Source organism: Micromonospora marina, assembly GCF_900091565.1.
Taxonomy (GTDB): Bacteria; Actinomycetota; Actinomycetes; order Mycobacteriales; family Micromonosporaceae; genus Micromonospora; species Micromonospora marina.
In genome coordinates this window covers 105,585-118,403 of the sequence record NZ_FMCV01000004.1, presented here as the reverse complement: position 1 = coordinate 118,403, position 12,819 = coordinate 105,585, and the positions used below count along the sequence as shown (strand labels likewise).

Here is a 12,819-nt window from a genome sequence, read left to right as displayed (position 1 = left end):
CGACAGGCTAGCCCTTCGCCAGCGCGCGGGAGATGACCAGCCGCTGGATCTGGTTGGTGCCCTCGACGATCTGGAGCACCTTGGCCTCGCGCATGTACCGCTCGACCGGGTGGTCGGCGACGTACCCGGCGCCGCCGAGCACCTGCACCGCGTCGGTGGTCACCCGCATCGCCACGTCCGTGGCGAACAGCTTCGCCTTGGCCGCCTCGATCGAGTACGGGCGTCCGGCGTCGCGCAGCCGTGCGGCGGCGAGCATGAGCGCCCGCGCGGCGGAGATCTGGGTGGCAGCGTCGGCCAGGCCGAACCCGAGCCCCTGGAAGTCGATGATCGCGCGGCCGAACTGGCGGCGTTCCCGGGCGTAACCGACCGCGTAGTCCAGCGCGCCCTGGGCCAGGCCTACCGCGCACGCGGCGATGCCCAGGCGGCCGGAGTCAAGCGCCGACATCGCGATGGTGAACCCGGCGCCCTCGCCGCCGATCAGCCGCTCCGCCGGCACGCGGGCGTCGTCGAAGGCGATCTGCGCGATCGGCGAGGCGTGCAGGCCCATCGTGCGCTCGGCGGCCTGCGGGTGGATGCCCGCCGTGGACCGGTCGGCCAGCAGGCAGGAGATGCCCTTCGGGCCGGGCCCGCCGGTACGGCAGAAGATGTTGTAGAAGTCGGCCACCCGGGCGTGCGTGATCCACGCCTTGGTGCCGGTCACCACGTACGCGTCGCCGTCGCGCACCGCCCGCGTGGTCAGCGCCGCCGCGTCCGAGCCACCCTGCGGCTCGGACAGACAGTACGCCCCGAGCAGCTCCCCGCCGATCATGTCCGGCAGGAGTTTGCGCTGTTCGTCGGTGCCGAACTGGGCCAGCGGATAGCAGGACAGCGTGTGCACGCTGACCGCCTCGGCCACTGCCAGCCACCGGCTGGCGAGGATCTCCAGCACCTGGAGGTACACCTCGTACGGCTGGGCGGCGCCGCCGTGCTCCTCCGCGTACGGCAGGCCGAGCAGGCCGGCCCGGCCGAGGGTGCGCAACACCTCCCGGGGGAACTCGGCGCGGGCCTCGAAACCGGCGGCGGCCGGGGCCAGCTCCCGGTCGGCGAGTTCGGTGGCGAGGTCCAGCAGGTCGTGGGCCTCGTCGGTGGGCAGGATCCGGTCGACGTTCATAGCGCGATGAGCTCCGTGGGGGTGGTGTTGAGCCGTTGCCCGCCGTCCGCCGTGCAGACGACGATGTCCTCGATCCGGGCTCCGTGCCGCCCGGCGAGATAGATCCCGGGTTCGACCGAGAAAGCCATGCCGACTTCGAGCGGCCGGGAGTTGCCGGTCACCACGTACGGCTCCTCGTGGCCGTCGAGGCCGATGCCGTGGCCGGTACGGTGCAGGAAGGCGTCGCCGAAACCGGCGGCGCCGATGATGTCGCGGGCGACCGCGTCGAGGGCCTCGGCGGTCACGCCCGGCGCCACGGCGGCCACGGCGGCGCGCTGCGCCTCCCACAGCACCGCGTAGTAGTCCACGAACTCGGCCGGAGCGGGACCGCCGGCGACGTACGTGCGGGTGCAGTCGGAGCGGTAGCCCGACGGCATGGTGCCGCCGATGTCGACCACCACCGGCTCGCCCACGCCGATCGGGCGGTCCGACGTGCCGTGGTGCGGGCTCGCCCCGTTCGGGCCGGCGGCGACGATGACGAAGTCGGCAGCGGCGTGCCCGGCGGCCCGGATCGCGGCGGCGAGGTCGGCGGCGACCTCCCGCTCGGTGCGGCCGGGGCGCAGCCACTCCCCCATCCGCAGGTGCACCGCGTCGATCGCGGCGCCCGCCTCGGCCAGCGCCGCCACCTCGGCGGACGACTTGCGGATCCGCATTTCCCGCAGCACGTCGGAGGCGAGCCGCTGGGCCGCGCCGGGCAGCGCGTCGCGCAGGGCGAGGACCTGCTGTGCCCACATCCGGTCGGCCAGCCCGAGGGCGCGGACCGGGCCGGGCAGCGCCGCGCGCACCAGCGGCCACGGGTCGGTGCCGTCGGCGTGGTCGACGATCCGGTACCCGGCGCCGGGCGCGGCCTCGGCGTCCGGCCGCTCCAGCACCGGCACGATCAGCGTCGGCTCACCCTCGGCGGGCAGGACCAGGCAGGTCAGCCGCTCCCCCTCGCGGGCGTCGTAGCCGGTCAGGTAGCGAAGGTCGGAACCCGGGGTGAGCAGCAGCGCGTCCAGGCCCGCCGCGGCGGTGGCGCGCTGGGCCGCGATCAGTCGCCCGGCGGGGTACAGTTCCTCGATTCCCACACCCCGAAGCTTAACGGTCGTTTGGGTGCGCGCGGGAGTCCGCCCACGGCTGCGTCCGTCGTACGCGCCGGGCGGTTGCGGGCACGAGCGACCATGGAGTGGTGATCCGCTTTCTGCTGAACCTGCTGTGGCTCGTCTTCGGCGGCGGCTTCGTCCTGGCCCTCGGCTACGGCATCGCCGCCCTGATCTGCTTCGTCCTCGTCGTCACCATCCCGTTCGGCGTCGCCTCGCTGCGGCTCGCCTCGTACTCGCTGTGGCCGTTCGGCCGCACCCTCGTGTCCAAGCCGGGCGCCGGCCTGCCCTCCGGCCTGGCGAACGTGCTCTGGGTGGTGCTGGCCGGCTGGTGGCTGGCGCTGTCGCACATCCTCGCCGGGGTCGCGCTCTGCGTGACGATCATCGGCATCCCGTTCGGGGTGGCCAACTTCAAGCTGGTCCCCGCAGCGCTGTGGCCGCTCGGCCAGGAGGTCGTCGAGACCCCGTAGCGGCACGCGGGCTGCCCGCCTCGCCGTTCCGGCTGACCGCTGGCGGTCGGCACGGCCGACCGCCGACGGGCCGACCGTCGCCCCGTCGTTCCCCTGCCCTGTCCACCTCTCCCGCTCACACCACTGTCGCGCGGCGACTTGGACCGAGAGCGACAAGCCTCACCACCCCTACCCCATCCTAGGAGGATGGGGTGATTGTCGACCCTCGGTGGCGGGAAGGACGCGATTGCGGCTCGCACGGACGCGGCGCTGGCTAGCGTCGGGAGGGTGCGGGACGGGGTGATCGAGGCACTCAAGGCGGACCCGGCGATGTCCGGCCTGCGCCGGTCGCTGGAGTTCTACCACGGCGACCCGGCGCGCGACGCCGCCCTAGACGCGTTCTACGCGCCGCTGGTCCGCGCCGGTGACCTCGTCTTCGACGTGGGCGCGCACGTGGGCGACCGGCTGGGCAGCTTCCGCCGCCTCGGCGCGACCGTGGTGGCGGTCGAGCCACAACCGCTGTGCGCCCGGGTGCTGCGCGAGATGCACGCGGGCGACGACGCGGTGACAGTGGTGGAGGCGGCGTGCGGGCATACCGCTGGACCGGTGCGGCTGCACGTCAACTCGGCCAACCCCACGGTCTCTACCGCCTCCCCCGGCTTCGTCCGCGCCGCCGACGGGGCGCCCGGCTGGGCGGACGAGACCTGGGACGCGCAGATCGAGGTGCCCGGCACCACGCTCGACGCGCTCGTGACCGCGTACGGCGAGCCGGCGTTCGTGAAGATCGACGTGGAGGGCTTCGAGGACGCCGTGCTGGCCGGGCTGAGCCGGCCGGTGCCGGCGTTGTCGTTCGAGTTCACCACCATCGCCCGGGTGGCGGCGGCGCGCTGCCTGGACCGGCTCACCGGGCTCGGCTTCACCCGGTTCACGGTGGCGGTCGGTGACGAGATGCAGTTCGCGCTGCCCGGCTGGCTGCAAGCCGCCGAGGTGGCCGCGTACCTGCGCGCGCTGCCGGACGAGGCCAACTCCGGCGACGTGTACGCCCGCCTCTGAGCGTCCACTCCGGACAGCCCGGGACGCGGCGCAAGGCATCGCTGGACCGGCAGGTCCCCGGGCTGCCCACGCAGGTCGGCGCCGGCGGCGGCCACATGAGCCCGGCGCTGGCCGCCCAGGCGTGGAACACCTACCAGGGCCGCCTCACGGGCCTGACGACCTGGTCGGTCAACTGGGACGGGTCGAAGGGCTGGAGGCCGCGTTCCACCCGGCGTGGAGCCCCACCGCTGGCGCGGGTTGCCGGACCCTGCGAGGCTGGCGCTCGTGTATGACTACGACCTGCTGGTGCTGGGCTCCGGACCGAGTGGACAGAAGGCGGCGATCGCCGCGGCGAAGCTGGGCCGCCGCGTCGCGATCGTGGACCGCCGCGACATGCTCGGCGGGGTGTGCATAAACACCGGCACCGTGCCCTCGAAGACGCTGCGCGAGGCGGTGCTCTACCTGACCGGGCTGAGCCAGCGCGACCTCTACGGCAGCAGCTACCGGGTCAAGGAGGACATCACCGTCGCCGACCTGGCCGCCCGCACCCAGCACGTGATCAGCCGGCAGACCGACGTCATCCGCAACCAGCTGGCCCGCAACAAGGTCTCGCTGATCACCGGCACCGGCCGGTTCGCCGACGCCCACTCGGTCTGGGTGGACGCCGGCTCCGGCCGGGAGACCCGGGTCAGCTTCGACAAGGCGGTCGTCGCCGCCGGCACCCGCCCCGCCCGCCCGGACAGCGTCGACTTCGACGACCGGACGATCGTCGACTCCGACGGCGTGATCAACCTCCAGGCCGTCCCACGCAGCATGGTCGTGGTCGGCGCCGGGGTGATCGGCATGGAGTACGCGTCCCTGTTCGCCGCGCTCGGTACGAAGGTGACCGTGGTCGAGCGCCGCCCGCGGATGCTCGACTTCTGCGACGAGGAGATCGTCGAATCCCTGAAGTACCACCTGCGGGACCTGTCGGTGACCTTCCGCTTCGGCGAGGAGGTGGCCGCCGTGGAGAAGCACCGCAGCGCCGCGCTCTGCGTCCTGCGCAGCGGCAAGAAGATCGTCGCGGACACGGTGATGTACTCCGCCGGGCGGCAGGGGCAGACCGACGACCTCGCGCTGGAGGCGGCCGGGCTCACCGCCGACCACCGAGGGCGGATCTCCGTCGACGCCGACTACCGCACGGCAGTCGACAACATCTACGCGGTCGGCGACGTGATCGGCTTCCCCGCCCTGGCGTCCACCTCGATGGAACAGGGCCGGCTGGCCGCCCAGCACGCCTGCGGCGAACCGGCACGCGGCATGTCGGAGCTGCAACCGATCGGCATCTACACCATCCCGGAGATCAGCTTCGTCGGGAAGACCGAGGAGGAGCTGACCGAGGCGTCCGTCCCGTTCGAGGTGGGCATCGCCCGCTACCGGGAACTGGCCCGGGGGCAGATCGTCGGCGACTCGTACGGGATGCTGAAACTACTGGTCTCGCCCGGGGACGGGCGGCTGCTCGGGGTGCACGTGTTCGGCACCGGCGCCACCGAGATCGTCCACATCGGGCAGGCGGTGATGGGTTGCGGCGGCACCGTCGACTACCTGCTCGACGCGGTGTTCAACTATCCCACGCTCGCGGAGGCGTACAAGGTGGCGGCCCTGGACGCCGCCAACAAGATCCGCAACATCACCCGGATCGACACCTGACCGCCTCCCCCGCCCCTCCCCTCGTCGATCTTGCGCTTTCGGCCCGATTCACGCCCGTTATGCCGGCTATACGCGGGCAGTAAGCACAAGATCGACGGGGAGAGGGGGTGGGTGGAGGATGGGTCAGCGACCGGTGGCGTAGCCCTGGGCACCCCGGGGGTTGGCCGCGGCGGAGAGGATCCCCGTGCGCGGGTCGCGGGTCACCGCGCACATGCGGCCCAGGCTCCACGGGTCGGACAGCCGGACGGTGTGGCCCCGGGCGCGCAGGCCGGACAGCACGTCGGCGTCGAACCGATCCTCCAGCACCAGCACGCCCGGCTCCACCTCGCGCGGATAGAACGACGCGGGCAGGCTGGTGGTGTGCCACGTCGGGGCGTCGATCGCCTCCTGCAACTCCTGCCCGCCGGCCAGGTGCCGCAGCAGGAACAGCAGCTGCCACTGGTCCTGCTGGTCGCCGCCGGGCGTGCCGCACGCCAGCACCGGCTCGCCGTCGCGGAGCACGAGCGTCGGGCTGAGCGTGGTACGCGGACGCCGGCCCGGCCGCAGCGTCGATGCGAGCCCCTCCTCCAGCCAGCACATCTGCAACCGGCTGCCGAGCGGGAAGCCCAGCTCCGGGACGGCGGGTGAACTCTGCAGCCAGCCGCCGCTCGGGGTGGCGGAGATGATGTTGCCCCACCGGTCCACCACGTCGACGTGGCAGGTGTCGCCGCGGGTCACGCCGTCGGCCCGTACCGTGGGTTCGCCGGTGCTCGGGTCGTGCGGGACGGCCCCGCGACGCACGTCGGCGTGCAGGTGGGACGGCAGCCGGGGCGGTTCACCCGCCGGGCTGCCGGGACGCAGCGACGTGTCGGCCCGGTCGCCCACCAGCGCGGCCCGCGAACGGGCGTACCCGGCCGACAGCAGCGCGACGCCCGGAACGTCGGTGTCGCCGTACCACGCCTCACGGTCGGCGAACGCGAGCTTCAGCGCCTCGGCCTGCGCATGGATGCCCCCCACGCTCGACGGGTCGTACACCGCCGGGTCGTCGAGCGCGTCCAGCATGGACAGGGTCTGGAGCAGCACCGGGCCCTGGCCCCAGAAGCCGGTCTTGGCGACGGTGTGCCCGTGCCAGTCCAGCGTGACCGGTTCCTCCCAGGTGGCCGACCAGCGGGCCAGGTCGTCGCCGGTGACCAGCCCGGCGTGGGCGTGCCCGCTGGAGTCGCGGAACGGCAGCCGGCTGAACGCGTCGATCGCCTCCGCGACGAAACCCTCCCGCCAGGCATGACGGGCCGCCTCGATCTGCGCCTCGCGGTCGGTACCGGCGGCCCGTCCCGCGTCGACGAGGCGGCGCAGCGTGTCCGCGTACGCCGGGTTGGTGACCATCTCCCCCGGCGCGGGTGGGCGGCCGTGGCGGAGCCAGAGGCGCGCGGAGGTCGGCCAGTGGTCGGTGAACAGCGACCGGACCCGCGCGACGGTCTGCCCGGCGGCGCCGACGAGCGGGTGACCGGCGGCGGCGTAGCCGATCGCCGGTTCCAGCACCTCGGCGAGCGTGCGGGTGCCGTGGTCGCGCAGCAGCAGCAACCAGGCGTCGACAGCGCCCGGCACCACGGCGGCGAGCGGACCGGCGCCGGGCACGAGGTCCAGGCCGAGTGAGCGGAAGTGCGCCACAGTGGCGGCGGCCGGGGCCGGGCCCTGACCGCAGAGCACCCGCGGGGTGCTGTCGGTCGCGGTAGCGAGGATCGCGGGCACCTCCCCGGCCGGGCCGTTGAGGTGCGGCTCCACCACGTGCAGCACGAACCCGGCGGCCACCGCGGCGTCGAAGGCGTTGCCGCCGCGTTCCAGCACGCCCATCGCGGACTGGCTGGCCAGCCAGTGGGTGGAGGAGACCATGCCGAACGTGCCGCGCAGCGTCGGCCGGGTGGTGAACGTCATCGGCGGTGAGCCTACGCGGTGCCCGCGACGTCGGCACGGTTCGTCGCGCCGGCGCCGTCCCCCTCGCCGCCGTCGAGCGGGAACAGGCACGCGGCGTGGTGACCGGGGGCCACCTCGGCCGGCGCCGGGTCGGTCCCGGCACACGCGGGGCGGGCCTGGGGGCAGCGGGTACGGAAGCGGCAGCCGCTCGGCGGGTCCACCGGGCTGGGGATGTCACCGGTGAGCACGATCCGGCGGCGCTGCCGCTCGACCCGCGGATCGGCCACCGGCACCGCCGACAGCAGCGCCGCCGTGTAGGGGTGCGCCGGGTGCCGGTAGATCCGTTCCGGTGGGCCGGTCTCGACGATGCGGCCCAGGTACATCACCGCGATCCGGTCGCTCATGTGCTCGACGGCGGCCAGGTCGTGCGCGATGAACAGGTACGTCAGCCCGAGGTCGCGTTGCAGGTGCCGGAGCAGGTTCATGATCTGCGCCTGGACGCTCAGGTCCAGCGAGGCGATCGGCTCGTCCAGGACGATCAGGTCCGGCTCACCGGCCAGCGCCCGGGCCACGCCGACCCGCTGGCGCTGGCCGCCGGACAGCTCGTGCGGATAGCGCCCGGCCGTGTCGGCGCGCAGGCCGACCAGGTCCAGCAGCTCCGCGACCCGGGCCCGCCGGGCGGCGGCGGACGTGGCGAGCCGGTGCACGACCAGCGGCTCGGCGATGCTGTCGCCGACCGTCCGGCGGGGATCCAGCGACGCCTGCGGATCCTGGAAGACCATCGCCACGTGACGGCGCGTCGCGCGCAGGCGGCGGCGCGACCAGCGGGTCACGTCCTCGCCCGCGACCCGGACCCGGCCGGCGGTCGGGTCGACCAGCCGCAGCAACGCCAGACCGGCTGTGGACTTGCCGCTGCCCGACTCGCCCACCAGCCCGAGCGTCTCGCCCCGGCGTACGGCGAGGCTGACGCCATCCACCGCGCGGACCGTTCCGGCCGGCGTCGGGAAGTGCACCTTCAGGTCGTCCAGCTCGGCGACCACGTCCGGGGTGTCGGCGCTCATCCGGCCTCTCCACGGTAGAAGGTACGGACCGTGTGCCCGTCGCCGACCGGCGTCAGCGGGGGCAGCTCGTGCTCGCAGCGGGGATCGGCGCGTACCGGGCATCGCGGCCAGAACGCGCAGCCGGGCGGCAGGTCCAGCGGGCTCGGCGGCGAACCGGGGATGGCCACCAGGTCCTCGCCGCGCCGCGACGGGTCCGGCCGGGCCGCCAGCAGCGCCCTGGTGTACGGATGCGTCGGGGTGTCGAACACCGCGTCGACCGGCCCCTGCTCGACGATCCGCCCTCCGTACATGACCGCGACGGTGTCGGCGATGCCGGCGACCACGCCCAGGTCGTGGGTGACCCAGACGACGGCCGTGCCCAGCCGCGCCTGCAGGTCGGCGACCAGTTCGATGATCTGCGCCTGCGTGGTGACGTCCAGCGCGGTGGTCGGCTCGTCGGCGATCAGCAGGTCCGGCTCGCAGGCCAGCGCCATGGCGATGGCGACGCGCTGCCGCATGCCGCCGGAGAACTGGTGCGGGTACGCGTCGACGCGGCCCGCGGCCGACGGGATGCCCACCAGCTCCAGCAGCTCCACCGCCCGGTCGCGGGCGGCACGGCGGGTCAGGCCGAGGTGCTCCTCGGCCGCCTCGGTGACCTGCCGGCCCACCGGCAGCACCGGGTTGAGCGAGGTCATCGGATCCTGGAAGACGAACCCGACATGCCGGCCGCGCAGCTTGCGGCGGCGGTCGTCGGGCAGCGCGGTCAGCTCGTCGTCGAGCAGCCGCACCCGGCCGGTGACCGTGGCGGCGCGCGGGGCGAGGCCGGTGGCGGCGAGCAGGGTCATGCTCTTGCCGCTGCCGGACTCGCCGACCAGGGCGAACGTCTCGCCCGGCCGCACCTGCCAGGACACCCCGGCCACCGCTCGGACCGGGCCGTTACGGGTGCCGACGGTGACGGTGAGGTCGTCCACGGACAGCACTGTCGAGTCGGTCATGGGGTGCCGGCGCGGGCTCGGCATGCGCTCGGTGCGCTCGCTCATGGGGTGCTCCTGCGTGCCTCGCCGAGGGTGAGCTGGCGCGGGTCGAGCACGTCGCGCAGCGCGTCGCCGACCAGGTTGAACGCCAGCACGGTGAGGAAGATCGCCGCGCCCGGGAACACGCCCAGCCACCACGCGTCGGTGACGAAGCCGCGCCCGTCGAACAGCATCCGGCCCCAGGCCGGCGCGGGCGGCTGGATGCCGAGGCCGAGGAAGGACAGCGCGGCCTCGGAGAGGATCGCGAACGCCAGCGACAGCGACGTCTGCACGATCAGCGGCGCGGCGATGTTCGGCAGCACGTGCCGGCGCATGATGCGCAGGTCGGACGCGCCGATGGAGACGGCGGCCCGGACGAACACCTGCTCGCGTACCGACAGCACGCCGGCGCGGGTGATCCGGGCGAAGATGGGTGTGTAGACCACGCCGATGGCGACCATGGCGGTGAGCAGGCCGGGGCCGAGCACCGCCACGATGGCCACCGCCAGTAGCAGCACGGGGAACGCGAACAGCACGTCCATGCAGCGCATGAGCACGCTGTCCAGCCAACCCCGGTAGTAGCCGGCGAGCAGCCCGAGCGTCACGCCCGCGACCAGCGCGATGCCGACGCTGACCGCGCCGACCTGCAGCGACACGCGGGCGGCGACGAGCACCCGGCTGAGCACGTCGCGGCCCAGCTCGTCGGTGCCGAACGGGTGCGCGCCGCTGGGCGGGCGCAGCATCTGGTCCACGTCGACGTCGTTGACCCCCGCCGGTGCCAGCCACGGGCCGGCCACGCCGACCACCACCAGCAGCGCCAGCACGATCGTGCCGCCGACGGCGAGCGGGTCGCGGCGCAGCGCGGCCAGGACGCGGCGTCCGGTGCTCTCGGTCGTGGCGCTCACTTGACCGTGATCCTCGGATCGAGGCGGGCGTAGAGGATGTCCACCAGCAGGTTGACCAGCAGGAACAGGGCCGCGACGAGCAGCACCGCGCCCTGCAGGACGGGATAGTCGCGGGCCTGCACGGCGTCGAAGGTGAGTCGGCCGATGCCGGGCCAGGCGAACAGCACCTCGATGACGATGACGCCGCCGAGCAGGCTGGCGAGTTGCACCGCGACCACGGTGACGACCGGGATGAGCGCGTTGCGCAGCACGTGCCGCAGGATCACCACCCGGTTGCGCAGCCCTTTCGCCTCGGCGGTCCGCACGTAGTCGGCGGACAGCACCTCCAGTACGGAGGAGCGGATGAACCGGGTGAGGATCGACGCGGTGACCAGGCCGACGGTGACCGCCGGCAGCGCCACGTGGGTGGCCCACCGGCCGGGGTCGTCGGTGAGCGCCACGTAGCCCGACGGCGGCAGCCAGCCCAGCACCCCGGCGAACAGCAGGATGCCCATGATGCCCATCCAGAAGTCCGGCACCGAGACGCCGAACTGGCTGAACACGCGGGCGGCGTGGTCGACGGCGGAGCCGCTGCGGACCGCCGCGACGATGCCCAGCGGGAACGCGACGAGCAGCGCGAACACCACGGCGGTGACGGCGAGCGACAGCGTGGCGGGCAGCCGTTCCAGCACGATCGCGCTCACCGGCTGGCCGGTGCGGAAGCTGACCCCCAGGTCGCCGGTGAGCGCGTGCCCGAGGTAGCTGGCGTACTGCACGGGTAGCGGCTGGTCGAGGCCGGCGCGCTCGCGCAGCGCGTCGTACGTCTGCGGGTCGAACCGGGTGCCCAGCGCCACCCGGACCGGGTCACCCGGCACCAGTTGCAGCAGGAGGAACACCACGAGGGTCACGCCGACCAGCACGACCGCGGACTGGAGGACCCGCCGCAGGACGAAGCGGGCCATCACTTCGCCAGGGCGACCGACCGGAAGCGGATCGCCCGGTCGGTGCGCACCTCGTAGCCGGACACCTTCTTCGACCAGCCCTGCACGACGTCCGGGTTGTAGAGGTAGAGGTAGCTGGCGTCGTCGACGATCTGCTTCGCCGCCTGCTCGTACGCCTGCTTGCGGGCGCCCTGGTCGGTCTGGGTACGCGCGGCGTCCAGCAGCTTGTCCACCGCCGGGTTCCGGTACTTGTGGAAGTTGAACGTGCCGCTGCTGTGGTGCTGGGCGTAGTAGAACTCGTCCGGGTCGATGTTGCCGAGCCAGCCCAGCATGAACCCGTCGAAGTTGCCCTTGGCCTGCTCATCGAGCCACTGGGCGAAGTCCAGCGTACGGATCTTGACGGTGATGCCGACGTCCTTGAGCTGCGCGGCGATGACCTGCGCGGCGGTGACCGTCTCCGGGTACTCGCTGGTGACCATCAGGTCCATGGTCAGGTTGGCGACGCCGGCCTGGCCGAGCATCTGCTTCGCCTTGCCCGGATCGTGGCTGTAGGGCGCGTAGTCATAGTAGAACGCGCTGGCCTTCGGGATGGCGGTCTGGTTGACGGTGGCCAGCCCGAACTTCGCCGCCTTGGTGATCGCCTCGCGGTCCAGCGCGTAGCCGATCGCGCGCCGCACCTCGGGGTTGTCGAACGGCTTACGGGCCTGGTTGAGCGCCACATACCAGTAGTCGGTGGAGGCCGCCGACCGCACCACCGGGTCGTCGCCGTCCTGCAGCGACTTCACCTGCTGGGGCGGCAGGTTGTCGGTCCACTGGACCTGGCCGCTGCGCAGGTTCTGCAACGCCACCGTCGGGTCCTTGACGAAAGTGAACGTGACGCCGTCCAGCTTCGGCTTCTCACCCCAGTAGGAGTCGTTACGCACCAGCTTGACGCTGTCGCCGGAGGTGTAGCCGGCCACCTTGAACGGGCCGCTGCCGACCGGTGCGGTCTTCACCGCGCCGGACTCCACGTTGGACTTCTCCACGATCGCCACGCCCTTGAACCCGCCCAGGTTCGCCAGCAGGTTCGGCGTGGGCGCGCTCAGCGTCACCACCACCGTGGCCGGGTCGGGCCCGGTGACCGACTTGACGGTGGCGAACTTGTACGCGTTGTTCAGCTTCTCCTTGATGATCCGCTCGTACGAGTAGACGACGTCCTCGGAGGTCAGCGGCGATCCGTCGGAGAACGTGACGCCCTCGCGCAGCGTGAACGTCCAGGTCAGCTGGTCGTCGCTGGTGGTCCACTTCGTCGCCAGCGACGGCACCATCTTCAGGTCGGCGTCCGGCTCGACGAGCGTGTCGTAGACGTTCTCCAGCACCTGGAAGCTGTAGTACGCCGAGGTCTTGTGCGGGTCGAGCTGGTCCGGCTCGCCACCGATCGCGGCGTTGAGGACGCCACCGGCGGCGCCGGCGTTCCCCCCGCCACCGACGTCGACCGCCTCGCCTCCGGTGCATCCGGACAGGACGCCGACGGTCAGTGTGAGTGCGGCGCCGAGCACGCCGAGCTTTTTCCTGGACACAGGCCCCCCTAGCCATTTCCCGGACAAATGAAAGTTTCGGCGAGTCTTCTCTCC

At 72.9% G+C, this 12,819-nt stretch carries 11 protein-coding genes; 3 read left to right on the top strand and 8 right to left on the bottom strand.

Annotated elements, in window-relative coordinates; genetic code table 11:
- Positions 1–7 precede the first annotated feature (7 nt).
- Entirely contained in the window at positions 8–1,150 is a 1,143-nt protein-coding gene (locus GA0070215_RS07010; protein ID WP_091043111.1) for an acyl-CoA dehydrogenase family protein, read from the bottom strand.
- The gene (locus GA0070215_RS07005) at positions 1,147–2,256 is read right to left on the bottom strand and encodes a M24 family metallopeptidase (protein ID WP_091043108.1); all 1,110 of its coding nucleotides are present in this window, start codon (positions 2,254–2,256) and stop codon (positions 1,147–1,149) included. Before GA0070215_RS07005 ends, GA0070215_RS07010 begins: the two co-directional genes overlap by 4 nt.
- A gap of 101 nt (positions 2,257–2,357) precedes the next feature.
- Between GA0070215_RS07005 and GA0070215_RS07000 the strand changes: the two genes are divergently transcribed.
- The 3 genes from GA0070215_RS07000 (at position 2,358) to sthA (ending at position 5,438) form a co-directional block, all read left to right on the top strand.
- The gene (locus GA0070215_RS07000) at positions 2,358–2,738 is read left to right on the top strand and encodes a YccF domain-containing protein (protein WP_026267643.1); all 381 of its coding nucleotides are present in this window, start codon (positions 2,358–2,360) and stop codon (positions 2,736–2,738) included.
- A gap of 309 nt (positions 2,739–3,047) precedes the next feature.
- Positions 3,048–3,770 carry an FkbM family methyltransferase gene (locus GA0070215_RS06995; protein WP_208600303.1) on the top strand — a complete coding sequence of 241 codons (723 nt, stop codon included), beginning with the start codon at positions 3,048–3,050 and terminating at the stop codon, positions 3,768–3,770.
- Positions 3,771–4,034: 264 nt separating this feature from the next.
- On the top strand, positions 4,035–5,438 hold the full coding sequence (gene sthA, locus GA0070215_RS06990) for a Si-specific NAD(P)(+) transhydrogenase (RefSeq protein WP_018784392.1): 1,404 nt from the start codon (positions 4,035–4,037) through the stop codon (positions 5,436–5,438).
- Between the two features lie 123 nt (positions 5,439–5,561).
- Here sthA and GA0070215_RS06985 read toward each other — a convergent pair whose 3' ends face one another.
- From GA0070215_RS06985 to GA0070215_RS06960, 6 genes are read right to left on the bottom strand one after another with little or no spacing between them, the layout of a single operon-like run.
- Positions 5,562–7,349, bottom strand: a complete 1,788-nt coding sequence (locus GA0070215_RS06985) for a gamma-glutamyltransferase family protein (RefSeq protein WP_091043104.1) — start codon at positions 7,347–7,349, stop codon at positions 5,562–5,564.
- 11 nt (positions 7,350–7,360) lie between these two features.
- Positions 7,361–8,389 (bottom strand): ABC transporter ATP-binding protein, encoded by a 1,029-nt coding sequence (locus tag GA0070215_RS06980; protein WP_018784394.1) that lies wholly within the window; start codon positions 8,387–8,389, stop codon positions 7,361–7,363.
- Positions 8,386–9,363 carry an ABC transporter ATP-binding protein gene (locus tag GA0070215_RS06975; protein WP_091043691.1) on the bottom strand — a complete coding sequence of 326 codons (978 nt, stop codon included), beginning with the start codon at positions 9,361–9,363 and terminating at the stop codon, positions 8,386–8,388. Before GA0070215_RS06975 ends, GA0070215_RS06980 begins: the two co-directional genes overlap by 4 nt.
- A gap of 41 nt (positions 9,364–9,404) precedes the next feature.
- A complete protein-coding gene (locus tag GA0070215_RS06970; protein ID WP_018784396.1) occupies positions 9,405–10,286 on the bottom strand; it encodes an ABC transporter permease in 882 nt (293 codons plus the stop codon).
- Positions 10,283–11,227, bottom strand: coding sequence for an ABC transporter permease (locus GA0070215_RS06965; protein ID WP_026267646.1), 945 nt, complete (start codon positions 11,225–11,227; stop codon positions 10,283–10,285). The genes GA0070215_RS06970 and GA0070215_RS06965 overlap by 4 nt, the downstream gene beginning before the upstream one ends.
- The gene (locus GA0070215_RS06960) at positions 11,227–12,765 is read right to left on the bottom strand and encodes an ABC transporter substrate-binding protein (protein WP_091043100.1); all 1,539 of its coding nucleotides are present in this window, start codon (positions 12,763–12,765) and stop codon (positions 11,227–11,229) included. The genes GA0070215_RS06965 and GA0070215_RS06960 overlap by 1 nt, the downstream gene beginning before the upstream one ends.
- Between the last annotated feature and the right edge of the window lie 54 nt (positions 12,766–12,819).

Coding starts and splice junctions, on each gene's coding strand:
- GA0070215_RS07010 (WP_091043111.1), bottom strand. CDS start 1,150: ATGAACGTCGACCGGATCCTGCCCACCGACGAGGCCCACGACCTGCTG.
- GA0070215_RS06995 (WP_208600303.1), top strand. CDS start 3,048: ATGTCCGGCCTGCGCCGGTCGCTGGAGTTCTACCACGGCGACCCGGCG.
- GA0070215_RS06985 (WP_091043104.1), bottom strand. CDS start 7,349: ATGACGTTCACCACCCGGCCGACGCTGCGCGGCACGTTCGGCATGGTC.
- GA0070215_RS06980 (WP_018784394.1), bottom strand. CDS start 8,389: ATGAGCGCCGACACCCCGGACGTGGTCGCCGAGCTGGACGACCTGAAG.
- GA0070215_RS06975 (WP_091043691.1), bottom strand. CDS start 9,363: ATGACCGACTCGACAGTGCTGTCCGTGGACGACCTCACCGTCACCGTC.
- GA0070215_RS06965 (WP_026267646.1), bottom strand. CDS start 11,227: ATGGCCCGCTTCGTCCTGCGGCGGGTCCTCCAGTCCGCGGTCGTGCTG.